At 71.2% G+C, this 24,151-nt stretch carries 23 protein-coding genes; 9 read left to right on the top strand and 14 right to left on the bottom strand.

Features of this window, described 5'->3' with window-relative positions; translation table 11 throughout:
- Positions 1 to 822, top strand: a complete 822-nt coding sequence (locus H4N64_RS24150; RefSeq protein WP_186284507.1) for an enoyl-CoA hydratase/isomerase family protein — start codon at positions 1 to 3, stop codon at positions 820 to 822.
- Here H4N64_RS24150 and H4N64_RS24145 read toward each other — a convergent pair.
- Entirely contained in the window at positions 807 to 1,748 is a 942-nt protein-coding gene (locus tag H4N64_RS24145) for a PALP domain-containing protein (protein WP_260859930.1), read from the bottom strand. The two genes, H4N64_RS24150 and H4N64_RS24145, sit on opposite strands and share 16 nt — an antisense overlap.
- Positions 1,749 to 1,830: 82 nt before the next feature.
- Here H4N64_RS24145 and H4N64_RS24140 point away from each other — a divergent pair, with 82 nt between their 5' ends.
- Complete coding sequence (locus H4N64_RS24140; protein WP_186284506.1) at positions 1,831 to 2,424, top strand: flavin reductase family protein; 594 nt, start codon at positions 1,831 to 1,833, stop codon at positions 2,422 to 2,424.
- A 26-nt stretch (positions 2,425 to 2,450) separates the two neighbouring features.
- Here H4N64_RS24140 and H4N64_RS24135 read toward each other — a convergent pair whose 3' ends face one another.
- Positions 2,451 to 3,788 (bottom strand): MFS transporter, encoded by a 1,338-nt coding sequence (locus H4N64_RS24135; RefSeq protein WP_222109333.1) that lies wholly within the window; start codon positions 3,786 to 3,788, stop codon positions 2,451 to 2,453.
- A gap of 38 nt (positions 3,789 to 3,826) precedes the next feature.
- Between H4N64_RS24135 and H4N64_RS24130 the strand changes: the two genes are divergently transcribed.
- Entirely contained in the window at positions 3,827 to 4,897 is a 1,071-nt protein-coding gene (locus H4N64_RS24130) for a GlxA family transcriptional regulator (protein WP_186284504.1), read from the top strand.
- Here H4N64_RS24130 and H4N64_RS24125 read toward each other — a convergent pair.
- Genes H4N64_RS24125 through H4N64_RS24115 form a run of 3 tightly spaced genes read right to left on the bottom strand, consistent with a single transcriptional unit; the run spans position 4,813 to position 7,906 of the window.
- Positions 4,813 to 5,868, bottom strand: a complete 1,056-nt coding sequence (locus tag H4N64_RS24125) for a Zn-dependent alcohol dehydrogenase (protein ID WP_186284503.1) — start codon at positions 5,866 to 5,868, stop codon at positions 4,813 to 4,815. The two genes, H4N64_RS24130 and H4N64_RS24125, sit on opposite strands and share 85 nt — an antisense overlap.
- Positions 5,868 to 7,019, bottom strand: a complete 1,152-nt coding sequence (locus tag H4N64_RS24120; RefSeq protein ID WP_186284502.1) for an acyl-CoA dehydrogenase family protein — start codon at positions 7,017 to 7,019, stop codon at positions 5,868 to 5,870. Before H4N64_RS24120 ends, H4N64_RS24125 begins: the two co-directional genes overlap by 1 nt.
- An 11-nt stretch (positions 7,020 to 7,030) precedes the next feature.
- Entirely contained in the window at positions 7,031 to 7,906 is an 876-nt protein-coding gene (locus H4N64_RS24115; protein WP_186284501.1) for an SDR family NAD(P)-dependent oxidoreductase, read from the bottom strand.
- Positions 7,907 to 7,991: 85 nt separating this feature from the next.
- Between H4N64_RS24115 and H4N64_RS24110 the strand changes: the two genes are divergently transcribed.
- Positions 7,992 to 8,918, top strand: coding sequence for a cyclase family protein (locus H4N64_RS24110; RefSeq protein ID WP_186284500.1), 927 nt, complete (start codon positions 7,992 to 7,994; stop codon positions 8,916 to 8,918).
- Positions 8,919 to 9,283: 365 nt separating this feature from the next.
- Here the strand turns inward: H4N64_RS24110 and H4N64_RS24105 are convergent, their stop codons facing one another.
- The 3 genes from H4N64_RS24105 to H4N64_RS24095 form a co-directional block, all read right to left on the bottom strand.
- Positions 9,284 to 9,760, bottom strand: a complete 477-nt coding sequence (locus tag H4N64_RS24105; protein ID WP_336246793.1) for an ATP-binding protein — start codon at positions 9,758 to 9,760, stop codon at positions 9,284 to 9,286.
- A 502-nt stretch (positions 9,761 to 10,262) separates the two neighbouring features.
- Positions 10,263 to 11,126, bottom strand: a complete 864-nt coding sequence (locus tag H4N64_RS24100) for an acyl-CoA dehydrogenase family protein (protein ID WP_186284499.1) — start codon at positions 11,124 to 11,126, stop codon at positions 10,263 to 10,265.
- Positions 11,127 to 11,128: 2 nt separating this feature from the next.
- A complete protein-coding gene (locus tag H4N64_RS24095; protein ID WP_186284498.1) occupies positions 11,129 to 12,259 on the bottom strand; it encodes an acyl-CoA dehydrogenase family protein in 1,131 nt (376 codons plus the stop codon).
- A gap of 124 nt (positions 12,260 to 12,383) precedes the next feature.
- Between H4N64_RS24095 and H4N64_RS24090 the strand changes: the two genes are divergently transcribed.
- A complete protein-coding gene (locus tag H4N64_RS24090; protein ID WP_186284497.1) occupies positions 12,384 to 13,892 on the top strand; it encodes an AMP-binding protein in 1,509 nt (502 codons plus the stop codon).
- On the opposite strand, the gene H4N64_RS24085 is transcribed toward H4N64_RS24090, so the two are convergent.
- Together H4N64_RS24085 and H4N64_RS24080 are read right to left on the bottom strand one after the other, a co-directional pair.
- Positions 13,871 to 14,383 carry an EF-hand domain-containing protein gene (locus H4N64_RS24085; RefSeq protein WP_186284496.1) on the bottom strand — a complete coding sequence of 171 codons (513 nt, stop codon included), beginning with the start codon at positions 14,381 to 14,383 and terminating at the stop codon, positions 13,871 to 13,873. The genes H4N64_RS24090 and H4N64_RS24085 overlap by 22 nt on opposite strands.
- 141 nt (positions 14,384 to 14,524) lie before the next feature.
- A complete protein-coding gene (locus tag H4N64_RS24080; RefSeq protein ID WP_186284495.1) occupies positions 14,525 to 14,905 on the bottom strand; it encodes an STAS domain-containing protein in 381 nt (126 codons plus the stop codon).
- A 313-nt stretch (positions 14,906 to 15,218) separates the two neighbouring features.
- On the opposite strand from H4N64_RS24080, the gene H4N64_RS24075 reads away from it, so the two are divergent.
- Both H4N64_RS24075 and H4N64_RS24070 read left to right on the top strand, forming a co-directional pair.
- Entirely contained in the window at positions 15,219 to 15,791 is a 573-nt protein-coding gene (locus tag H4N64_RS24075) for a sigma-70 family RNA polymerase sigma factor (RefSeq protein WP_186284494.1), read from the top strand.
- Positions 15,788 to 17,161 (top strand): maleylpyruvate isomerase N-terminal domain-containing protein, encoded by a 1,374-nt coding sequence (locus H4N64_RS24070; protein WP_186284493.1) that lies wholly within the window; start codon positions 15,788 to 15,790, stop codon positions 17,159 to 17,161. Before H4N64_RS24075 ends, H4N64_RS24070 begins: the two co-directional genes overlap by 4 nt.
- Before the next feature lie 45 nt (positions 17,162 to 17,206).
- Here H4N64_RS24070 and purU read toward each other — a convergent pair whose 3' ends face one another.
- Together purU and H4N64_RS24060 are read right to left on the bottom strand one after the other, a co-directional pair.
- A complete protein-coding gene (purU, locus tag H4N64_RS24065) occupies positions 17,207 to 18,088 on the bottom strand; it encodes a formyltetrahydrofolate deformylase (protein WP_186284492.1) in 882 nt (293 codons plus the stop codon).
- 47 nt (positions 18,089 to 18,135) lie between these two features.
- A complete protein-coding gene (locus H4N64_RS24060) occupies positions 18,136 to 18,636 on the bottom strand; it encodes an SCO4402 family protein (RefSeq protein ID WP_186284491.1) in 501 nt (166 codons plus the stop codon).
- 117 nt (positions 18,637 to 18,753) lie between these two features.
- Between H4N64_RS24060 and H4N64_RS24055 the strand changes: the two genes are divergently transcribed.
- On the top strand, positions 18,754 to 20,061 hold the full coding sequence (locus H4N64_RS24055) for an ABC transporter substrate-binding protein (protein ID WP_186284490.1): 1,308 nt from the start codon (positions 18,754 to 18,756) through the stop codon (positions 20,059 to 20,061).
- Positions 20,062 to 20,068: 7 nt separating this feature from the next.
- Here H4N64_RS24055 and H4N64_RS24050 read toward each other — a convergent pair whose 3' ends face one another.
- Both H4N64_RS24050 and H4N64_RS24045 read right to left on the bottom strand, forming a co-directional pair.
- Positions 20,069 to 21,601: a hypothetical protein gene (locus H4N64_RS24050; RefSeq protein ID WP_336246792.1), complete on the bottom strand. Its 1,533-nt coding sequence runs from the start codon at positions 21,599 to 21,601 to the stop codon at positions 20,069 to 20,071.
- A 201-nt stretch (positions 21,602 to 21,802) separates the two neighbouring features.
- A complete protein-coding gene (locus H4N64_RS24045) occupies positions 21,803 to 23,188 on the bottom strand; it encodes a transcriptional regulator (protein ID WP_186284489.1) in 1,386 nt (461 codons plus the stop codon).
- A 286-nt stretch (positions 23,189 to 23,474) separates the two neighbouring features.
- Between H4N64_RS24045 and H4N64_RS24040 the strand changes: the two genes are divergently transcribed.
- A complete protein-coding gene (locus H4N64_RS24040) occupies positions 23,475 to 24,137 on the top strand; it encodes a bifunctional DNA primase/polymerase (RefSeq protein WP_186284522.1) in 663 nt (220 codons plus the stop codon).
- Positions 24,138 to 24,151: the final 14 nt, after the last annotated feature.

Genomic DNA, 24,151 nt, shown 5'->3' with positions numbered 1-24,151 from the left:
ATGTCTGATTCCCCCCGTGTGCCCGGAAATTCCGTTGAGTCATTGGTACAGCACGCCACTGACAATCGGGTCTGCCGCATCACGCTCGACCGCCCCGAGGCCCTCAACGCCATCACCCCTGACCAGCGGGAACGCATCGTCGAACTGCTCGTGGAGGCGTCGGCGGACGCGGAGGTGGGAGCGGTCGTACTCACCGGAACCGGCCGCGGATTCTGCGCGGGCGCGGACCTTCGCGGCACAGCTGCGACGGGCGACCGGATCCCCGGCGATGTGGCCCGCATGCTCCGCCTCGGCGCCCAACGCCTGGTCTCCGCCGTCCTCGACTGCGAGAAACCGGTGATCGCCGCCGTGAACGGCACGGCGGCAGGCCTCGGCGCGCATCTGGCGTTCGCCTGCGATCTCGTACTCGCCGCCGAATCGGCCCGGTTCATCGAGGTGTTCGTCAGGCGGGGTCTCGTCCCGGACGGCGGCGGCGCCTATCTCCTGCCCCGGCTGATCGGTCCGCAGCGGGCGAAGGAGCTGATGTTCTTCGGCGACGCACTGTCGGCGGCGAACGCGGAACGGCTCGGGCTGGTCAACCGGGTCGTCCAGGACGGGGAGTTGGAGAAGACGGTCCGCGAGTGGGCCGAACGCCTCGCCGCCGGCCCCACCCGCGCCCTCGCCCTGACGAAACAGCTCGTCAACGCCTCCCTCGACAGCGACCGCGCGACCGCCTTCGCGGCGGAGGCGGCGGCGCAGGAGATCAACATGGCGACGCGGGACGCGCAGGAGGGGGTGGCGAGCTTCGTGGAGCGCAGGAGCCCTGTCTACGAGGGGCGCTGAGGTTCCTTCCGCAGGATGCGCAGGTCTCCCGCGTCCGGATCGCCGAAGAGGACGAACAGCTCGGGCTCGCGTTCGGTGCCGCCAATCGTCCAGAGCGTCGGCTGCCCGCATCCGCTTCCGACACGCAGGCCGACGCCGTCACGGTCGACGCCCTCGTCCTCGTCCTCCCGCACCAATTCCCAGGTACCGGTGCCCTCGCACACGGCGAAGGGCGGCTCGACCGTCCAGTCGTCGGAATCGGAGACGGTGGGCAGCTCGGCGAGTTCGGCCCGTCCGCCGGAGTCCAGCCGCAGGACCGCCCCGTCCTCGCCCCGCCAGACGCCGGTGAGCTGCCCCGCGGACAGCTTCGGAGGCTCGTACTCCTTGAGCAGCCCCGTGACCGAGGCCAGCACCCCGCCCAGCCCGACCAGGACGAACAGCACCATGGAGGCCAGGCCCGAGCCGAGCCAGGTGCGCCAGAACCCCCATCGTGCGCGCCTGGCGACCCAGGCCGCACCAAGGACGGGAAGGGTGCCCAGCGCCGCCAACAGCGGCGCCATCACGGTGAACGACCAGTCCCACAGCCCTGCGGCCAGTACCGCCCAGGCCACGCCGAGCAGCACGCCGCACACCACGTACCAGCCCCAGATCGGGCCCCGCGCGCGGGCGGCGGTGAAGCGGGCCAGGTGGAGGGCGGGCAGGGCGTGCAGAACCGCCTGGAGGAGGCCGAGCACGGGCAGGACGAGCGGCGCGAAGATCAAGACGCAGGCCATGCCGAGCGAGTTGAAGCCGATACCGTAGTCGTCGCCGGACTGCTCCCCGATCCACCAGACCAGCCAGACCGGCGGCAACTGTCCGGCGGCCACGGCGGCAGCCGCGTACAGCTCGGACGTCGGCCCTGCCGAGCCGTCGGCTCTCCGGTCCTGACCGCTGTATCCCCACCCCATGGGCGCAGCGTACGCACGCGTGCCCGGCGCCCTCGCACACCCCTTCCAATCTGACACACCGTCAGCTTCAATGAACGGTGTGATGGGACACGCAGGGATGGCGGCAGCCGCCGTCCGCTACCTCAGGTCGGTCGACGCCCCGCGCGTGGAGCCGCTGCCGCGGCCCGAGTTGCGGTGCGTCGGCGAGGACGAGCGGGCGCCGGTGAGCCAGGCCGAGTTCCGGCGGGTGCTCGGGAACTTCGCGACGGGGGTGACCGTTGTCACGTCACCCGCCGCCGACGGCGAAGCCTCCCCCGCCGGTTTCGCCTGCCAGTCCTTCTCCGCCCTCTCCCTCGACCCACCCCTGATCGCCTTCATGGTCGGCCGTACGTCGACGACCTGGCCGCGCATCGCCCGCGCCGGCGTCTTCTGCGTCAACGTCCTGAGTGCGCACCAGGGCGAGCTGTGCCGTGGCTTCGCGGTCAGCGGCGGCGACAAGTTCGCCGGGGTCGCCCACGACCCGGCGCCGGTGTCCGGCTCGCCGCGCCTCGCGGGCGCCCTCGCCTGGGTGGACTGCGCGATCCACGCCGTCCACACCGGCGGCGACCACCTCATCGTGGTCGGCCGGGTGAACGCGCTCGGGGCGAGCGAGGAGGACGCGGCGCCGCTGCTGTTCCACCGTGGCCGGTTCCTCTGACGGCCACTGGCCGTCGTACCGACGATTCAGGCGACCGCCAACTCGGTGGCCGGCCGGCGGCGGATCACCAGCGCCATGAGCGCCGCCGCCGCGCACAGCGCCCCCGACGCGTACCAGACGACGTCGTACGACCCGAACACATCCCGAGCCACCCCACCGAGGAAGGCCACCAGCGCGGCCCCCACCTGGTGGGACGCCAGCACCCAGCCGAACACGATCGCGCTGTCCTCCCCGTAGTGCTCCCGGCACAGCGCCACGGTCGGCGGGACGGTCGCGACCCAGTCCAGGCCGTAGAACACGATGAAGAAGATCATCGGCGGCCGCACGCTCGGCGCGAGCAGCATCGGCAGGAACAGCAGCGAGATCCCGCGCAGGGCGTAGTACACCGCGAGCAGCCGGCGCGCCTCGTAGCGGTCCGTGAACCAGCCGGAGGCGATCGTGCCGACGACGTCGAACACCCCGATCACCGCCAGCAACGAGGCCGCGGCCTGGACCGGCATGTGCTCGTCGTGGGCGGCGGGCACGAAGTGGGTCTGGATCAGGCCGTTGGTGGAGGCGCCGCAGATCGCGAAGGTGCCGGCGAGCAGCCAGAAGGGGCCTGTGCGAGCCGCCTTGAACAGGACCGTCACCGCACGGCGGGCGGCGCCCGTCACGGGCGGCGGCTTCGGTACGTACTCCGTTGCGCCGTACGGCTTCAGGCCGACGTCCGCCGGATGGTCGCGCAGCAGCAGCCAGACGAAGGGGACGACCGCGAGAGCCGCCAACGCGACCGTCACAGCCGCCGGGCGCCAGTCGTGTTCCTCGACCATCCAGGACAGCACGGGCAGGAAGATCAGCTGCCCGGAGGCCGAGGCGGCGGTGAGGATGCCGGTGACCAGTCCGCGCCGCTCGGTGAACCAGCGGTTGGTGACGGTCGCGGCGAAGGCCAGCGCCATGGAACCGCTGCCGAGGCCCACCAGCAGACCCCAGCACAGCAGGAGCTGCCAGGCCGCCGTCATCCAGTACGTGAGGCCGGAGCCGATGGCGATCATGGTCAGTGCGACCGCCACGACCTTGCGTATGCCGAAACGGTCCATCAGCGCCGCCGCGAAGGGCGCGGTCAGCCCGTAGAGCGCGAGGTTGATGGAGACCGCCGAGCTGATCGTGCCGCGGGACCAGCCGAACTCCTGGTGCAGCGGGTCGATGAGCAGCCCGGGCAGGGAGCGGAAGGCGGCGGCGCCGATGATCGTCACGAAGGTGACGGCGGCGACGAACCAGGCACGGTGAATACGGCGCCTGCGGCGGGTCAGGGTGTCCTCTGCGGTGGCTGCGGCCTCGGTTGTCTGGGTCACGGCATAGATGATCGCGGCCGGAATCCGCCTCATCGAGTGGCCCGAAGGTCAGCATTCGTTAGGATCGGGCCATGAGCAGTGACCCGCAGACGCCCGAGTTCCGTCCGCATCGCGTCGTCGTGCTCGCCCTCGACGGACTGCTCCCCTTCGAGCTGGGTATCCCGCACCGCATCTTCGGCCGCCCCAAGGACGCCCAGGGCCGCCCTCTGTACGAGGTCCTGACCTGCTCGATCCGGCCACCCGGCCCGGTCGTCACGGACGCCGACTTCGCCGTCATGGTCGAGCACGGCCCCGAGCTGCTGGCCACCGCCGACACGGTGATCGTCCCGGCCTCCTACGAACTCGGCCCGGTCTTCGAGCAGGGCGTGCTCACCGAGGAGCTGGCCGCAGGGCTCGCCCACATCCGCCCCGGCACCCGGCTCGCCTCCATCTGCACCGGCGTCTTCGTCCTCGCCGCCGCCGGATACCTCGACGGCCGCCCCGCCACCACGCACTGGGCGGAGACCGACCAGCTGCAGCGCCTGTTCCCGGCCATCGACGTCGACCCGGACGTCCTGTTCATCGACGACGGCGACGTCCTGACCTCGGCCGGCGTCGCCGCCGGGATCGACCTGTGCCTGCACATGGTCCGCCGGGACCACGGCACGGCCGTCGCCAACGAGATCGCCCGCCGTACGGTCGTACCCCCGCACCGCGACGGCGGCCAGGCGCAGTACATCCACCGCCCGGTGCCCGATCCCCAGCAGTCGACGACGACCGGGGCCCGTGCCTGGGCCCTGGGCCGCCTCCACGAGCCGATCCAGCTGCGGGACATGGCGGCACAGGAGGCCATGTCGGTACGGACCTTCACCCGCCGCTTCCGCGAGGAGGTCGGCGTCAGCCCCGGCCAGTGGCTCACCCAGCAGCGCGTGGAACGGGCCCGGCACTTGCTGGAGTCCACCGACCTGTCCATGGACCAGGTGGCACAGGACTCGGGATTCGGTACGGCACAGTCGATGCGGCAGCACTTGCAGACGGCGCTCGGGGTGACGCCGACGGCGTACCGCCGGACGTTCCGTCAGTCCGAGAACGTCAGCACCGCCCGGGCGACCCGGCCCGCCTCCGCGTCCGCCGCCGCCTTCTCGAAGTCCTCGACCGGGTAGGTCCGCGTCACGAGTTCATCGAGGAGCAGCCGTCCTGCCCGGTACAGCTCGGCGTACAGGGCGATGTCCCGCTGCGGGCGGGATGAGCCGTAGCGGCAGCCCAGGATCGACTTGTCCAGGTAGAGGGTCGAGACGCGGAAGGACGCCTCGGCCGTGGCCGGTGGCACGCCGAGGAGGACGGCCTGGCCGTGCCGGTCGAGCAGATCGACGGCCTCGCGGATCAGCTCGACGCGTCCGACGCACTCGAAGGCGTGGTCGGCACCCGTGGGCAGGATGTCCCGCACCCCCTCGGTGGAGGTCAGGAAGTCGGTCGCACCGAACCGGCGCGCCACCTCCTCCTTGGCCGGATTGGAGTCGACGGCGACGATCCGCAGGGCACCCGCGATCCGCGCGCCCTGGATGACATTGAGCCCGATTCCACCAGTCCCGATCACCACCACCCTGTCTCCACGGTCCACCCGCGCCCGGTTGAGCACGGCTCCGACCCCGGTCAGCACCCCGCACCCGATCAACGCGGCGGACACCAGCGGAAGTTCCCCAGGGATCCGCACGGCCTGAACGGCCTTCACCACCGTCCGCTCGGCGAAGGCGGAGTTGGAGGCGAACTGGTACACCGAGCGCCCGCCCCGCAGGAAGGGCTGCCCCGGCCGCCCGATCGCCTGTCGGCACATGGTGGGCCGCCCCCGGTCGCACTCCGCGCAGGCACCGCAGTTGGCGAGCGTGGACAGCGCCACATGATCCCCGGGCGCGACATGCGAGACCCCCGCCCCCACGGCCTCCACCACACCCGCGCCCTCATGGCCGAGCACCACAGGAACGGGGAAAGGTATGGTCCCGTCGACCACAGAAAGATCGCTGTGGCACAACCCCGCCGCCGCGATCGCGACCAGCACCTCGCCCGGCCCCGGCTCCCGCACCTCAAGGTCGTCCACGACCTCGGTCCGCTTCCCGTCGAACAGCACTCCGCGCATCAGACGACCCCCTTGGGCTCCCTGGGCAGACCGAGCACCCGCTCGGCGATGATTGTGCGCTGGACCTGATCCGAGCCGCCGTAGATGGTGTCGGCCCGGGAGAAGAGGAACAGATGCTGAAGCGGATCGAGTTCGTACGGCGCGGAAGGCGCCCAGTCGACCGGCCCGACCGCGGCCCCCGCGCCCCGCACCGCCACCGCCAGCTCCCCGAGCCGCTGATGCCACCCGGCCCACAGCAGCTTGGCCACGCTGGAGGCGCCCGCGTCACCGGAACCGCCCAGGGTGCGCAGGGCGTTCCAGCGCATGACGCGCAGCTCGGCCCACTGCCGGACGAGCCGGTCCCGTAGAACGGGATCCGCCGCCGCACCCGTCTCCACAGCGACCCGCACAACCGTCTCCAACTCCCGTGCGAAGCCGATCTGCTGGGCCAGCGTGGACACCCCGCGCTCGAACCCGAGGAGGCTCATCGCGACCTGCCAGCCATGGCCCTCGCCGCCGACGACGTGCTCCACGCGCGCGTGCGCGCCGTCGAAGAACACCTCGTTGAAGTCGCTGGTGCCGGTCATCTGCCGAATGGGGCGGACATCGATGTGGTCCGGCTGGTCCATCGGCACGAGGAGGAAGCTCAGCCCCCGGTGGCGGCGGGAGCCCGGCTCGGTACGGGCCAGCACGAAGCACCAGTCCGCCTCGTGCGCGAGCGACGTCCAGATCTTCTGCCCGGTGATGCGGTACCCGCCGTGCACATCCCGCACGGCCACGGTCCGCACGGACGCCAGATCCGACCCGGCCCCGGGCTCGCTGTACCCCTGACACCACAGCTCGTCACCGGCGGCTATGGGCGGCAGAAACCGGCCCTTCTGCTCGTCGGTGCCATGGGCGAGCAGGGTGGGCGCCAGCAGATTCTCCCCGATGTGCCCGGAGCGCGGCGGCGCCCCGGAACGGGCGTACTCCTCGGCCCAGGCGACCTGCTGGGTGAGCGTGGCGGAACGGTTGCCGTACCCGGTCCCGGCCCAGGAGAGCCCGATCCAGCCGGCTGCTCCGAGGGTGCGCTCCCAGGTACGGCGGTCCAGATCGGGGTCGACATGGGCGGAGAGCCAGGCCTTGGCCTCCGCGCGGAACGCCTCGTCCTCGGCACTGAATCCGAAGTCCACAGAACTCTCCTCTACGAGGCGTTCGGCGGCCGAAGCAACGGCATCGGATCGACCCCCACCGTCCCCGGCAAGAACTCCGCGATCCGTTCCGGCGTCCAAGCGCCGTCCGCATACGCGGCCCGCAATTCCCGGGGCTGTGCCCACACCGCCAGCTTGGGCCCGGCAAGCGTGTACACCTGCCCGGTGATCCCCCGCTCCTTGGCCCGGTCCGACAGCAGATAGACCACGAGCGCCGCCACCTCCTCCGGCTCCCCGATCTCCGTCAGCTCCATGGGGACCTTCGCCGACATCCGCGTACGAGCAACCGGTGCCACAGCATTGGCGGTCACCCCGTACTTGTTCAGGCCCAGCGCGGCGCTGCGTACCAGCGAAATGATCCCGCCTTTGGCCGCGCTGTAGTTGGCCTGCGCATAGGACCCTTGATGGTTCCCGCTCGTGAAACCGATCAGCGTCCCGGAGCGCTGCCCCCGCATCACCGCGGAAGCCGCACGAAACACCGTGAACGTCCCCTTGAGGTGAGTGGCGATCACCGGATCCCACTCCTCCTCGGTCATGTTGAACAGCATCCGCTCCCGCAGGATCCCGGCGACGCACACGACCCCGTCGATCCGCCCGTACGACGACACGGCCACGTCCACGACCCGCTGCCCGCCCGCCATGGTGGAGATGTCGTCGCCCACCGCGACGGCCTCTCCCCCGGCGGCCTCGATCTCCTTGACGACGCCCTCGGCGACCTCGCTGGTCGGGCAGGCCCCGTCCACGGCGACCCCGTAGTCGTTGACGACGACCCGCGCCCCCTCGGCCGCCGCCGCCAGTGCCACCGCCCGCCCGATACCGCGCCCCGCGCCGGTCACGGCGACGACCTTGCCTGCCAAGAAGTTCCCCACGCCCGGCCCCTTCCCGCGGTTTCTGACGGACCGTTAGATTTTATGACCCGTCGGACAGTCGGAGACAAGCCCCGGGGAGGGACCGATGTCACTGCCGGACGTGTTCCACGAGATCGCCAAGCGTGTGAACAACTGGGGCCGTTGGGGAGCCGACGACGAACTCGGCACCCTCAACCTGATCACCGACGAGGTCGTCCGCGAGGCCGCGGCCTGCGTCCGCAGCGGACGGCGGATTCCGCTCGCGCTGCCGTTGCAGCAGGACGGTGTGCAGACCGGGATGATCCCGGGGCGGGTCAATCCGCTGCATGTGATGGTGCAGATCAACCAGGAGATCTTCGGTCCGGGCACGGTCGCGTGCAGCGACGATGCCGTGACCATGGGCCTTCAGGCGGGCACGCACTGGGACGCGCTGACGCATGTCTCGCACTCGGGCCGGCTCTACAACGGCCGCCCGGCCGGCACGATCACCGCGCACGGCGGCGCCGAGTTCGCGGGAATGGCCACCGCGCGGCACATCGTCTCGCGCGGGGTGCTCCTCGACGTGGCACGCGCGCATGGCGTTGAACAGCTCGACGGTGCGCACGCGGTGACGCCCGAGGACCTGGAGGCCGCCGAGGAACTCGCGGGCACGCGCGTGCGTGCGGGCGACATCGTGCTCGTACGCACCGGGCAGATGCGGGTGTGTCTCGCCGGGGACAAGCACGGTTACGGCTATCCGTCGCCGGGGCTGTCGATCCGCACTCCGGAGTGGTTCCACGCGCGCGATGTGGCCGCCGTCGCCAATGACACCCTCACGTTCGAGATCTTCCCGCCGGAGATCGAGGACCTGTGGCTGCCCGTGCACGCGCTGGACCTGGTGGAGATGGGGATGCCGCAGGGGCAGAACTGGAATCTCGAAGAGTTGTCCACAGCCTGTGGACAAGAAGGTCGGTACGCCTTCCTGTTGTCGGCGACCCCCGAGCCCTTCGTCGGCGCCACAGGCGCCCCGGTGGCACCGGTCGCCGTTCTGTGAGGTCCTGAAGTGCGGTTGGCGGCGCGCGATCTGCCCGCCCCGAGCACGGCAGCGCGCACCGCCATCCGACTTCGGCGCTCCCACCCCGGCTGCCCCTCGGGCCCTGAGGGAGCCGACGCCGAATCACGACCCACACTCGTCGAGGGCTCCCGTCACCGAAACCCTCGTCGTCCCCTCACGGCGAATCGCTGACCACAAGCGTGATCAAACGGACACGCGCCGTCAACACCTGTTCGGGGATTTATGACTTACGCCCTATATGCGACAGGCGCACGTAGAAGCATGTCCCGGCGCATCGCACCGCGTCCGGCGCAGGGTTCCGGGCCCGACGCCCGCGGACACCGCCGCGTACACCACGGGCGCCCTCACACCGCCTCGTAGGCCAGCCCTTCGAAGGCTCCGCCGCCGTAGGCCACCGCGGGCTCCCGCCCCTCGGCGCACTGGTCGAGTTCGCACCAGATCCGCTTGCCGGGACCCTCGGGCATCCAGCCCCAGCGGTCCGCGAGACCGTCGACAAGGGCGAGGCCCCGCCCGCCCGTCTCTCCGCCGCCGGCACAACGCGGCACCGGGGCCCGGCCGCTGGCGTCCGCCACTTCCAGACGTACGGTGACCGACTCGGCGTCGGCCGCCACCCCGGGCAGGAACAGCCGCAGCACGGCCGGACAGCCGGTGTGCACCACGGCGTTGGTGACCAGTTCGGACACGAGCAGGATCAGCGTCTCCGACAGCGGCTCGTCGACCCCTATCCCGGATCCGGCGAGCCGCGAGCGGGCCCACCGCCGGGCTCGACCCACCTCAGCGGGGTCGGGCCGGATCTCCAGCTGCACTTGAAGCACCTGCACCGCTCACACCATCCGAACCGGCGGACTCATAGCCCCGCGCCTCGCGAGGGCCACGATCGTAGCCATTTTTTGCATGACCAGAACAATGGCCGGAGCCAGGATCACGGAACGTGAATCCCTTACGAGAAAGCATGGTTGACGTACAGTCACCCCAACAAGCGCTTCGGGCATATTCCAGCGCGAAGGAGTACCCATGCGGGATACTGTGCGACGCTCTTGACGGGGAGTCGAACAAGCGGGGGCCGAAACCGCGCCCGCCCTGCGAGAACCGGCGCGCACCGCCGGATCCGGAGCCGCCTCAAGGGCACCTCCGGCATGGCTCGTGCTCGGAACCACTCGCATCCCACACAAGGTACCGGAGCACGGCGCCGACTCCAGGCCGTGACGAGTCACACATAGGACACAACCCGATATCAACGCTCCGTAGTTCCGGTATGCCACAATCCGCGACACCCATTGCCGCCACCATTCCGGTTCCGCAGCCCAGCGCGCTTTTCGCCTTTCACGCGACCAGATCGGCGGCGAGCACTTCCTCACTTTCCGTAATTCCTCCGCCACGCTGTGACCGCGCCCACGCGCGCTTGAGATGCAAATGCACCTCGCACTCCCAGGTGAAGCCCATTCCGCCGTGCACCTGGAGGCAGTCGCGGGTGCCGCGTACGGCGGCCTCGTCGGCCAGCAGCCGGGCCGCGGCGATGTCGGCGGGGTCCTCGGTCACGGCGGCCGCGTACACGGCGGCACGGGCCGTCTCCGCCCGCACCAGCATGTCGGCGCACAGATGCTTCACCGCCTGGAAGGCTCCGACCGGCTGTCCGAACTGTTCGCGGGTCCGGGCGTGTTGCACGGCGAGTTCGCACGCGCGCGTGGCGGTGCCCAGTTGCTCCGCGGCGGCGAGGAGGACGGCGAGGGGGTCCGCCTCGCCCTGGTGGGCCACCCGGTGAAGCGGTGTCAGGGGGTCCAGAGAGCGCAGGGGTACGGCCCCGTCCGCGTCCCCGAGGACCACGTCGGCCCACGCCAGCCACTCCACCAGGCCGCCGTCCGGGGCCGTCACGACCGTCTCCCCGGTGGCGGCGCCCGGCACCGAGCCCGCCGCGAGATGGGTGGCGGTCAACGGCCCGGGCAGCAGCGCCCGACCCGCCTCCTCGAAAGCCAACACCGCCTCCGGCAGCCCGAGTCCGACCCCGCCGTCCGCCTCGGGCAGACGCAGTGCGAAGAACCCGGCCGCGCCCAGCTCCCGCCACAGCGCCCGGTCCAGCCCGGGCTCGTCCACGGCCGCCCGCAGAGCCTCGGCACCGAACCGCCGGTCCAGCAGCTCCCGCACCCCGGCCTGCAACGCCCTCTGGTCCTCGGTCAGTTGGAAACGCATGCTCACTTCCCCTTCGGCAGCCCCAGGATCCGCTCGGCCACGATGTTGCGCTGGATCTGCGAGGTGCCGGCCGCGATGGTGTACGACAGCGACGACAGCCGGTCGAGCACCCAGGGCCGGTCGAGGTCGAGGGCGCCCGGTCCGAGGACGTCGGCGGCGGCGTCGTAGAGCTCCTGGCGGGCGTGCGAATACCTCAGTTTGAAAACCGAACCGCCGACCCCCGGCACCCCGCCCGCCGACGCCTCGCTCACGTTCCACTGCGTCAGCCGCCACAGCGCGCGGAACTCGGCGTTCAGGCGGCCGAGCCTGCGCCGCAGCACCGGGTCGTCCCAGCGGCCGTTCTTGCGGGCCTCCGCGGCCAGTTCGCCGAGGACGCGGCGGCAGGCGACCACTTCGCCGACGAAGGCCGTGCCGCGTTCGAAGGAGAGGGTCACCATCGTCACGCGCCAACCGTCGTTCTCCGCGCCGACCCGGTTCGCGATCGGCACCCGTACCTCGTCGAGGAACACCTCGGCGAACTCGGTGGACCCGGCGAGGGTCCGCAGCGGCCGTACGGTGACGCCGGGCGCGTCCATGGGCATCGCGAGCCAGGTGATGCCCCGGTGCCTGGGCGCTTCGGGGTCGGTACGGACCAACAGCTCGCACCAGTCGGCGACTTCGGCATGCGAGGTCCAGATCTTGGAGCCGGTCACCACATAGGCGTCCCCGTCGCGCCACGCGCGCGTGCGCAGCGCCGCGAGGTCGGAGCCGGCGCCGGGTTCGCTGAAGCCCTGACACCAGACCTCCTCGCCGCGCAGGATCGGCGGCAGCCAGCGCGACCGCTGTTCAGGGGTGCCCTCGGCGGCGATGGTGGGGCCGGCGTGGAGCAGTCCGACGAAGTTGGCGCCGACGTAGGGGGCGCCCGCGCGCTCGGTCTCCTCCAGGTAGATCAGGCGGGTGGTCGGGGAGGCGTCCCAATGGACGTCGGCGTATCCGGCGTCATGGAGCATGCGCTGCCAGCCGAGGTCGTAGGCGCGTCGTGCGGGCCAGTCGGAGGGGGCGGGCGCGGGGGGCAGCTTCGGCAGCACCTCGCCGAGCCACCGCCTCAGGCGCGCCCGGAACTCCTCCTCCTCGGGCGTGTACGTGAGGTCCATACGGCGGCCCACCAATCTGACGATCCGTCAGTTCAGGCTAGCCCCGCACCCCTGGACCGACAAGGCGGGGAGCCCTACGCTCTGGCCACTATCTGACGCACCGTCAGCAAAGGGGGTCGCCACCGTGACCGACACCGCACTCGACCTGAGCTCCGCCCGGACCCTGTGGGACCTGCTCGCCCGCCGCGCCGACCTCACCCCGGACCGGCCCGTCCTCCTCCAGGAGGACCGCACATCGAGCTTCGGCGAGCTACGCGCGCGTGCCGAGCGAGTGGCGGCCGGCCTGTACGACATGGGCGTACGCGCCGGCACGGTCGTCGCCTGGCAACTGCCCACCCGGATCGAGACCGCCCTGCTCTCCTTCGCCCTGGCCCGCCTCGGCGCCGTACAGTCCCCGGTCATCCCCTTCTACCGCGACCGCGAGGTCGGCTTCGCCCTGCGCGAGTCCAAGGCCGAGTACTTCGCCGTACCGGGCACCTGGCGCGGCTTCGACCACACGGAGATGGCCCGGCGACTCGGCGCGAAGGGCGTCTTCGAGGCGTACGACCGACTCCCGGACGGCGATCCGCGGGTATTGCCCGCCCCGCCCGCCGAGGGCACCTCCGTGCGCTGGATCTACTGGACCTCGGGCACCACCTCCGACCCCAAGGGCGTGCTGCACACGGACCGTTCGCTGATCGCGGGCGGCTCCTGCCTCGCCCACGCCCTGCGCCCCACCGACGCCGACGTCGGCTCGATCGCCTTCCCCTACGCCCACATAGGCGGCCCTGACTACATGGTGATGCTGCTCCTGTACGGCTTCCCGGCGGTGCTGTTCGAGCAGTTCGCGCTGCCGGAGGCGCTGGAGGGCTATCGCCGGCACGGGGTGACGATGGCGGGCGGATCGACGGCGTTCTACTCGATGTTCCTGACCGAGCAGCGCAAACAGCCCGGCACGAAGGTGGTTCCGACGCTCCGGCTGCTGGCGGGGGGCGGGGCGCCGAAGCCGCCGGAGCTGTATCACGCCGTGGTCCGGGAGATGGGCGTGCAGCTGACCCACGGCTACGGCATGACCGAGGTGCCGATGATCACGATGGGCGACCCGGACGACGCCCCGGAGCTGCTCGCCACCACCGAGGGACGGCCGCCCGAGGGCATGGAGATCCGGATCGTGGACGGGGAGGTGCGGCTGCGCGGGGAGGCGGTGTGCCGGGGCTATCTGGACCCGGAGCAGACCGCTCAGGCCTTCGACGAGGACGGTTTCCTGCGCACCGGCGACCTGGGGCTGCTCACCGGCACCGGGCATCTGGTGCTCACCGGGCGACTGAAGGACGTGATCATCCGCAAGGGCGAGAACATCTCGGCGAAGGAGATCGAGGATCTGCTGCACCGGCATCCGGCGGTCGCGGACGCGGCCGTCATCGGGCTGCCGGACACCGAGCGCGGGGAACGCGTGTGTGCCGTGGTCGAACAGCCCGAGGGGGCAGTGAAGTTGAGCCTCGCGCAGGTCACGGCGTATCTGCGCGCGGAAGGGCTGTCCGTGCACAAGCTGCCGGAGCAGCTGGAGGTGGTGGACGCTCTTCCGCGGGGCGACACGCTGCGCAAGGTGCTCAAGTACAAGCTCAGGGAGCGCTACTCGGGGACGGTGAAGTAGCGGGCGAAGGCGGTCACGATCTCGGACTCCTCCACCCTGCCGTCGCTGTCGGCGTCGAGGGTGGCCGCCGCGGCCCGCGCGACCTCCGCGTCCACGCCGAGGGCGGTCAGCACGCGCGCGGTGTCCGCGAGGGTGGCCGCTCCGTCGCCGTCCCCGTCGGCCACCGCGAGGGCCGCGTGCAGGAAGGGGCGGGCGATCTCGGCGAACCGGTCCGGGTTGTCGCGCAGCCGCTTGACCGCGCCGCCCACGAACTCGTCCCGCGTGATGCGCTGGTCGCCGTCCCGGTCCGCTATTCCCGCCATGCCCTGCCAGAACGCCTCGGCGCCGATGTACAGCGCCTGGCCCTTGTCGGACCGGGCCGCCGTACCGAACTCCGTGAGCAGCGCCTTGGCCGCCGCGTTGAAGTCCTCACGGTCGATGTAGCCGTTGCCGTCCTGGTCGAAGGTGGCGAACCGGGCGGCGATCCTGCGCTCGTACTCGCTGCTGACCATGTCTTTTCGTGCCGCCTTTACGTCACGTGGGGTGCGTTCTGGCAGGGAGCGTACGACGTCAGGGCCCGTCCGGGAGCGGGAAAGCGACGGTTGTGCCAAGACCGGGGGAATTTCGGGACAACGGTGTGGCAGTGCGACGGGCTACGCCGACAGCGGTCCGGTCTCCTCGTCGGTGGCCGAGCCCAGGTCGGGGTGGACGTCGAAGAGGCGGCGGACGCCGAGGGCGCCGAGGACGCGGTTGACGTGAGAGCCCTCGTCGGCACCGTGCGCGGGCAGTATCAGGCGCAGACGGCCCCGGCAGGAGCGGACGAGCCGTCGGGCGGCGATGAGCACGCCGACGCCGCTGGAGTCGCAGAAGAAGACCTCGGACAGATCGAGGACAAGGCTGTGCCGGCCCTCGGCCACCTCGTCGTGCACGCGTTGGCGCAGCACGGGCGAGGTCACCAGATCCAGTTCGCCCGAGACCCGCAGTACGGCCCACCCGCCCTGCTCCTCGCAGGTCACCTTGAACGCCACCGCCATGCCCTTCGCTCGCCGGACCCCCCGCAAACGGAAGCCGTCCCTACGCTTCCTCGCAGCGCGGCTGCCCAGCGGCAGTGCCCTGAAACACCGGGCCAGAAACAGAAAGAGATGGAAAGAGGCTTGTTTCTGTCGTCTTCGGTCTTGTTCGATCAGTTCTGGACTGGGTAGGCGACGGTTCACTATCACCTGGGGCCCGTCAGGGGGCGCACATTGCGACAAAGGGGCGTGCGCTGCCAGAGGTGCCGACTACATTCGAGGAGACGGTGGGATCAGGCTTGACCAGGGCACAGGCAGTGTGAGGCGAGGGGGCCGCATGGCGAAGAAGGACGCACCGCCCCGCTGGGACCGCAGGATGCAGCAGCGGCTGGCGCGCGGGGAGGCGGCCGCCCTCGGCGAGCTCTACGACCGTTTCGCCTCCCTGGTGCACGGCCTGGCCCACACCGTCCTCGGCGACGAGCGCGCCGCCGACACCATCACCCGCGAGGTCTTCGCCCACGTCTGGGAGCACCCCGACACCTACGACCCCAAGCAGGGCCCCCTGCGCTCCTGGGTGGCCACCCTCACCCACCGCCTCGCCGTGCAGCGGCTGCGCGCCACCGAGACCGCCGCGCTGGCCCAGGGCGGCCACGGCACCACCGAGGAGCTGGAGCGCAAGGTGCGCCACGCCTCCGTCGCCGCCCGCGCCGACTACATCGTGCAGGCCATGCCGGTGCCGCTGCGCGCCGCGCTGGAGCAGGCGTACTTCCAGCGCCGCGACTACCGCCAGACAGCCACCGACCTCGGCGTCACCGAGGACGAGGCCCGCCGCCGGCTCCGCCTCGGCCTGCAACTGCTCTCCACCGCCCACGACGCCGACGCCCCGCCGGGATACGGGGGTGCCGTGTGACCGACGCCGGCCGGTTCGAGGCGTACGACGAGCACGAGGAAGAGGGCGAGCCCAAGGAGGAGCAGGGTTACGAGGGTCAGGACGGCCCGGAGAAGGGCGACAAGGACGCCAGTGTGTCGGACTCCGGCGGCTCCGGAAAGGGCTACGGCAGCGGTCCACGGCCCGACCCGGAGGAGCCGCCCCGCATACCGCTCCCCCGCGCCTCCGTCGAGGACACCGGAAGGCCGCTGCCCGACCTCGTCACGGATCCGGTGCCGCTCGTCCTGGAGCACCTGGTGCTGAAGTCGCTGCTCGGCGCGTGGGCGCTGGCCGCGTGTTCGCCGGAGGAGACGCTCGCCGTCGAGACGCACCTCGGCGGCTGCGGCTCCTGCGCCGACGAGGCGCTGCGGCTGCGCGAGGCCGTGGGCCTGCTGCACAAAGCCGAGAGCCTCGACCTGGACCCCGCCCTGCGCACCCGGGTCCTGGAGAGCTGCCTGGAGCGCCGCCCGCCGCGCATCCCGGTGCCGGGCTGGGCGGCGGCGTACGACGCCGAGACCGCGCGACTGGACGCGCTGCTCCAGGACTTCGGGGACGCGGAGTGGCACGCGCCCGTGCGGCTGCGGTGGTTCAGGGCCGACGAGGCCACGAGCCGCCGTACGACGGTCGCCGGGGTGATCGCACACCTGCTGACCGTCGACGGCCTGGCCGCGATCGCCCTGGGCCTCGACGACCCCCTGGGCGACGTCGAGGCCGACCGCCCCACCCCGTCCGCCCGCACCGAGGCGTACTGGCGTGCCTCCCACTTCCCGCCCAACCGCTCGGTCCGGGCGCCCTGGCGGGAGCAGAGCCACGACCTGGTCCGCACGGTCTCCTTCACCGGCGGCCAGGCGGGCGGCATGACGGTCTCCTACGGCGACTTCGAGCTGCCGCTGCACGACGCGATGCTGGACCGGGCCTTCGAGTGCTGGGTGCACGCGGAGGACATCGCGGAGGCCGTGGACTACCCGTACACCCTGCCCTCGGCCCGCCATCTGCACGACATGATCGACCTGGGGGCCCGTATGTTGCCGGGGGCCCTGGCCAGACGCCGCCGCAACGGCCTGGCGTCCCCGCGGCACGGTCGCCACCTCGGCCTGGCCGGCGGCCCCGGCCGCAGCGTCCGCCTGGAGATCGAGGGCTCGGGCGGCGGCGAGTGGCTGATCCCGCTGGACTCCCCCGCGGCGGTGGGCTCCGCCGAGCACGAGGTGGCGCACGTGGCGCTGGACGGCGTGGAGTTCTGCCGCCTGGCGGCGGGACATGTGTCTCCGACGGAGGCAGCGGCGGGGCAGGTGGGCGACCGCGAGGCCATCAGGGATGTGCTGTTCTCGGTGGCGTCGTTGAGCCGGATGTAGGGGCTGGTTGCCGATACGTCGGCGACTGCGGAACGCCCCGAACTCCTAGGCGAACACAACCGTTCGTCGCCCATTGAGCAGAATCCTCCGCTCGGCATGCCACTTCACGGCCCGCGCCAGCGCCTGGCACTCCACATCGCGGCCGATCGCCACCAGTTGGTCCGGCGTGACGTCATGCCCGACCCGCTCGACCTCCTGCTCGATGATCGGCCCCTCGTCGAGGTCGGCGGTCACATAGTGCGCCGTCGCACCGATCAGCTTCACACCCCGCGTATGCGCCTGGTGATACGGCTTCGCGCCCTTGAAGCTCGGCAGGAAGGAGTGGTGGATGTTGATGATCCGGCCGCTGAGCTGCTTGCACAGGTCGTCCGAGAGGACCTGCATGTAACGCGCGAGAACGACCAGCTCGACGTTCTCCTCGCGCACGATCTCCAGCAGCCGCGCCTCGGCCGCCGACTTCGTGTCCTTCGTCACCGGAATGTGGTGGAAAGGAATGTTGTACGAGCCCACCAGCTCCGCGAAGTCCGTGTGGTTGGAGACCACCGCCGCGATCTCCACCGGGAGCGCCCCGATCCGCGCCCGGAACAGCAGGTCGTTCAGGCAGTGCCCGAACTTGGAGACCATCAGGACGATGCGCATCTTCTCGTCGGCCCGGTTGATCTGCCAGTCCATCTGGAAGGCGTCACCGATCGCCGTGAAGCTCGCCCGCAGCTTGTCCACCGTCACCGGCGCCTCCGCCGAGAAGTGGACGCGCATGAAGAACAGACCCGTGTCGTGGTCGCCGAACTGCTGACTGTCCTCGATGTTGCAGCCGGTCATGAAGAGGTAGCTCGACACGGCGTGCACGATGCCCTGCTTGTCGGGGCAGGACAGGGTCAGGACGTACTGGTCGGAGGGGACCGCGGCTCGGTCGGACTGCTCGTTCATGCAGGACAGGGTCCCACAAACGGAGCCCCCCGATCACGGCCGTCCCGCTACGCGGACCTCGTCATGATCCGCAGCACCTCAAGGGTGCGCGGCGGAGCGTCCGGGTCGTCCCCGTCGCTCGCCGCCATCCGCACATGCGCGTCCCGCGCCGCGCGCACCGCGTCCGGCCACCCCTGGTGCTCCAGATACGCGGCGACGGGCGCGTCAGGACCGACCTGGTGCATGATCCGCAGCACCCGCAGCACGGCGGTGTCGACGAGCGCCGCCTCCTGCGAGTCCCGGAAGATCGTGCCGACGTACTTCTCGGCGGACCAGTTGTCCAGCCAGGTGTCCTCGACCAGGCGGTACACGGCATCGGTGACGTCTCCGTAGCCGTCGACGCCGGCCAGCCAGGCGTCCCGCTGGAACACCGGGTCGGAGAGCATGTGCAGCGCGGAGCGCACATTGCTGCGCCAGCGCCACCACGGCATGTCGTTGAGTGGCATGCCGCCCATGGTGGATGAGCGACGGCCGCGACGGGAAGAGTTCTCCGAACCTTGCACGGTCATCGATCGTACGTTCTCGCTCGAACTCCGTTCGCAGGCCCCCGTAATTCACCTTCACGTCACCTTACGTTGACCGTAGATCACTCCCGGGTTAGTGATGTGGCGGAATCGTGCGTGTCCATGACCGGCAGGCGTCGCTTCCGCAATACCCACCTCCCCGCGCTCACTCGACCCGTCAGAGCCACCGCGAGCAAAGCGGCGGTCCTGGCCGTGTGTGCGTCACTCGCCGTCGGTTGCGGAGTTATTCCCGGCGTCTCGGGGGGCTCCGGGGATGATCCGATCACCGTGATGACCTGGGCACCGCAGGACACCAGCGCCACCAACAAGCCCGGCATGCCCGCGCTGGCGCTCGCCTACGCCCGCTGGATCAACTCCCAGGGCGGCATCAACGGCCGCAAGCTGCGGGTCCTGAACTGCAACGACCACAACGACAGCGTCGCCGCGGCGAAGTGCGCCGAGCGCGCCGTCGACGAGAACGTGGTCGCCGTCGTCGGCTCCTACAGCCAGTACGGCGACTCCTTCTTCCCCACGCTGGAGAGCGCGGGCATCCCCTACATCGGTGGCTACGGCGTCACCGCCTCCGAGTTCACCAGCCCGCTGTCCTACCCCGTCAACGGCGGCCAGCCCAGCCTGCTGGCGGGCCTCGGCCGGGAGCTCGCCAAGAACTGCGGGCCCGTCGCACTCGTACGGCCCGACAGCATCGCGGGCGACGAGCTGCCCGCCCTGCTGAACTCGGGCCTCTCCGCGGGCGGCCACGCGAACGCGGGCGACCAGCTGGCGGCGGAGGACGCGACCGAGTACTCGGCGCACTCGGAGCGGGCGCTGGAGTACACCAGCACCGACCCGACGAGCGCCGGCTGCGTGGTGCCCGCCCTCGGGGACCGCACCAGCACCTTCATGGACTCCTTCCGGCGAGACCGCAAGGAGTACCCCGACGTGCGCACGGCGACCGTGCTGGGCGGCGTCGACCAGACCGTGATCAACGCCTCCGGCGGCAAGTCCGGGCCCTACGAGGACGCGTACATCACCGGCTGGTATCCCGTGGCCAGCGACAAGCGCTGGGACGAGATGAAGAAGGTGATCAGCGCGCAGGCCTTCGGCGACAACCGCATCGACCCCGCGGACGCCGGAGTGCAGACCACCTGGATCGCCTACACCGTGTTCAAGGCCGTCGTCGACTCCATCGGCGACGGGGAGGTGACCGCCCGCTCGGTCCGCCGCGCCCTGGACAACGGTCTGGAGATCAGCACGGGCGGTCTCACCCCACCGCTGAGCTGGGACTTCTCGGAGAGCCTCGCCCAGGTCGGCTTCCCGCAGCTGGTCAACGCCGACGTGACCCTCCAGGTCGTACGGGACGGCCGGCTGGTGTCGGCCCGGAAGGGCTTCATCGATGTGACGAAGACCCTCCAGCAGGCCGACCTGAGCTGATCGACTCCTAGAGCTGGGTCGGCTGGCGCTCGGTCAGGCCGTAGGTCTTCGCGATCGAGTTCCACAGGCCCGAGGCCTTGATCTTCTCGGTGCTGGCCGTGCCGCTGGCCTGGTTGCCGGCCTGGGTCTGCGGGGTGGACTTGGCCTGCCCCTTCTTGCAGAGGCTGCCCTTGCGCTGCGCGACCTGGTCGGCCCAGGCCGCGTAGTGGTTGTCGGCCGACGCGGACGCCTGCCAGGCCTTGTTGAGCGCGGTGGTCAGCTCGGTGTGCTGCGGCAGCTTGTCGACGGCCAGCGTGGACAGCTTGGTCACCAGGTCGTTGCGCTGCTTGGCGGCGTCCCTGAGGTCCTTGGCCGCCTGGGAGAGGTTGGTGCAGGCCTTCACGTCGGCCACCGCGTTGATGACCATGGTCCGGCTGTTGCCGCTGTCGGCCAGCAGCTTGTCCAGCTCGACGGCCTGCTGCTCGGCCGGGTCGGCGGACGGGGAGGGCGAGGCGGACTGGCTCGCCGGCGCCGTGGCGGCGACGGTCTTGTTGTCGCTCTTGTCGTCCTCGCCGCCACTGGCCATCAGCGCGCCCGCGCCGACGCCGAGGACGGCGATCGCGACCCCCACGGCGGCGAAGAGCGTCACACGGGAGCCGGTACGGCCGCCACGGCGGGGCTCCTCGTCGTCGTGCCTCTCACGTCTCGGGATGAACGACGGCTGCTGGGCGCCGTACGGCTGCGGCTGGGGCTGCTGGAAGCGCGGGAGCTGCTGGGTGGAGGCGGCCGGGGGCTCACCGCCCGGCTCGCTGCGGAAGAGGTTGTCGAACTCGGCGGGCGTCTGCCGCTCGCCACCCGCGCTCGCGGGCACGGGCGCGATGTACTGCGTGGCCTCGGCGTCCGGGTTCGGGGCGGGATTCTGCCGGACCCGGCCCAGCACCTGGGTGCTCTCGGCGGGCGCCTCGGGGGTGACCTCGGGCGGCAGGGCTCCGCCGCCGACCGGCGGGATGTACTGGGTGGCCGCGTCGCCGACGACCGGGGGGATGTACTGCGTGGCGCCGTCCGCGACGGGCGGGATGAACTGGGTGGCGCCGTCGTCACCGTAGGGCGCGGCGGGCGGAAGCGCGCCGGTGCCCTGGGGGCCGTAGCCCTGGGACGGGGTGCCGTAGTCCTGGCCGCCGTAGGCCGGGCTGCCGTACGACGGTGCCGGGGCGTTCTCCGGAGGGAGCGGCTGGGACGGGGCCGGCGCGTTGTCCGGGGTGCCCCATGCCACCGCGGGCTGCTCCGGTCCGGCCCACGGCTGGGCGGGCGCGGGCGTCCAGCCCTGCCCCGGAGGCGGGGCCGCCGGGGGCTGGTGCTGCTCCGGGCCCCAGGCGCCGTTCCAGGCCTGGCCGCCGGGCGGGGCCGCCGGGGCGGGCGGCGGGGTCGGATGGGCGTGCTGGGGGCCGCCGGGTCCGCCCGTCATGCCCGGGAGCAACGGCTCGCCTCCGTCGGAGGGCAGCACGATGCCTTCGCGCGCGGGTCGCGCCGAGGGCTCCTCGCCCTGTCCACTCTGCGTCACCGGGACTCCTACGAATGGGGGACCTTCGGAATCGTCGGCTCACGCTACCGGGTCCCGTGAGTCGCGTGCCACGCAGCTCAGAACGTGATGTCCGTCCCTGTGACCGCCGTAACAGAACCGGCCCCCCATCCGCTGTCTACGGTCTCCTCTCCGTGTCGACGCCTTCGTTTCCCATGGGTTCACGCGCGCGTGGCCGTACTTTCAGGCCGCCGTCTGAAGCTCAAGGCGCGCCCCGAACTCCCGTACCACGGGTTCCTCCCGGTACGGCTCAAGCCGCTGCTGGAAGTCCTCCAGATACTCGGCGCCCCGGTTGGACCGCAGGGTCTCCAGCAGTTCCACGGCCTTCAGGCCGGTGTAGCACGCCTGTTCGACCTCGCGCTGCTGGACCTGGGCCGTGGCGAGGAGCACATAGCCGATCGCGCGCCGCCGTGCCTTGGACTCCGGCAGCCCGGCGAGGGACTCCTCCGCGCGCCGCGCCGCCGCCTCGGCCTGTCCGAGGTCGCGATGGCAGTGCGCCAACTCGTCGGCCAGATAGGCCTCGTCGAAGTGCGCGATCCACACCGGGTCGTCCCCGGCGGCCGGATCCGCCGCCTCCAGCGCGCTCACCGCCCGACCGGACGCCGACTGCGCCGCCCGTACGTCGCCCATGAGCGCGTGCCCCCGGGCCTCGGCGGCGTAGAACATGGCCTCCGCGCGGGGGGTGGCGCGACCGCGCGCCCCCTCCTGCGCCGCCCGCGCCAGCTGCGCGATCTCGCGCGGGTTCCCGAGCTGCGCGGCCAGATGGCTCATGGACGCGGCGAGGACGTAACCGCCGTAACCGCGGTCCCCGGCCGCCTGAGCGAGCCGCAGGGCCTGGATGTAGTACCGCTGGGCGAGCCCGGGCTGGCCGGTGTCGATGGCCATGTAGCCGGCGAGCTCGGTCAACCGGGCCACCGCGGCGAACAGTTCACGCCCCACGGACTCCCGGTACGACCCGGCGAGCAGCCCCGAGACGACGCTGTTGAGGTAGTGCACGACGACCGGGCGCACATGCCCGCTGCCGAACTGGTGGTCCAGGTCGACCAGGGCCTGGGTCATCGCCTTCACGGCCGCGACGTCGGACCTGCCCACGCGCGGGCCCGCCGAGCGCGCGACCTGGGAGTCGGGCGCGGAGATCAGCCAGTCGCGGCTGGGTTCGACGAGCGCGGACGCGGCGACGGACGAGCCGGACAGGAAGTCCCGTCGGCCCACGTCACTGCGCCACAGCTCACACACCTGCTCGATGGCGCCCAGTACCGTCGGCGAGAACTGGAGGCCGACACCGGAGGCGAGGTTCTTGCCGTTGGCCATGCCGATCTCGTCGATCGTGACCGTACGGCCGAGCTTGCGGCCGAGTGCCTCCGCGATGATCGCCGGGGCGCGTCCGCGCGGCTGCTGTCCGCGCAGCCAACGGGCCACGGACGTCTTGTCGTAGCGCAGGTCGAGGCCGTGCTCGGCGCCGCACATGTTGACCCGGCGGGCGAGCCCTGCGTTCGAGCAGCCCGCTTCCTGGATGAGCGCCTGCAACCGTTCGTTCGGCTGCCGCGCGACGAGAGGCCTTGCGGCCATGGCGTACCCCCTGTGGCTGCGGTGCCTGCCCACGCACCGAGGTTTCTTGTCTTCGCACCGAAAAGATCCGGCCGTGAAGATCAATGCCCCGCGGACATGCCGAAAATGCGAGGCATGCGAGGATTGCCGGGATAAGAGCCTGTGTCCGACCCCACTCGTGGCTACCCAGCTCCCGCCGTGGATCCTCCCGCGCGCCCCCACACATGCATCCATGCGCCCCAGGTGCCGAATCGATGCTCCTCCCCCGCGCGCGGTGCAGCCGTAACTCCAGGTGGGTGCGGGAGTTGTGATGTGCGTGGAAGAGACGATCGCGGGCACTGAAACCGCTCAGATTCCGAAGCAGCGCGGGGCATCGCTGCTGGACACCGCCGTTCGCTACGCCGAGGAGCGCCACTGGGACGTGTTTCCCGGCACCTGGCTGGAAGCCGTCGACGGGGTGCAGCGCTGCTCGTGCGGCGACGCCTCGTGCGATGCGCCCGGGGCGCATCCGGCGCGCGCGGACTGGGGGACGCAGGCTACGGGGAGTGCGACGGTCGCGCGCCGGATGTGGTCGAAGCAGCCGCTCGCTTCGATCCTGCTGCCCACCGGCCGTACGTTCGACGCGATCTCCGTCCCGGAGACGGCCGGGTTTCTCGCGCTGGCCCGCATGGAGCGGATGGAGTTGACGCTCGGTCCCGTGACGCTGACGCCGGATGGCCGGATGCACTTCTTCGTGCTGCCCGGGGCGGCGGTGAAGGTGCCCGACCTGGTGCGGAAGCTGGGCTGGTCGCTGTCCTCGCTCGATCTCGACGCGCTCGGCGAGGGCACTTATGTCGCCGCTCCCCCGACCCGGTTCGGGTCCCGGGGCGCTGTGCAGTGGGCCTGTCGGCCCACAGCCGCCAATCGCTGGCTGCCGGACGCCGAGGAGTTGATCTCACCGCTCGCCTACGCGTGCGGACGGGACCGATAGCCCGCCGTAGGGTT

The organism is Streptomyces cupreus (genome assembly GCF_014257025.1).
In the GTDB taxonomy this organism is placed as follows: domain Bacteria; phylum Actinomycetota; class Actinomycetes; order Streptomycetales; family Streptomycetaceae; genus Streptomyces; species Streptomyces cupreus.
Note: the sequence above shows the minus strand (reverse complement) of the source record. Positions and strands in the feature narration are given on the sequence as shown.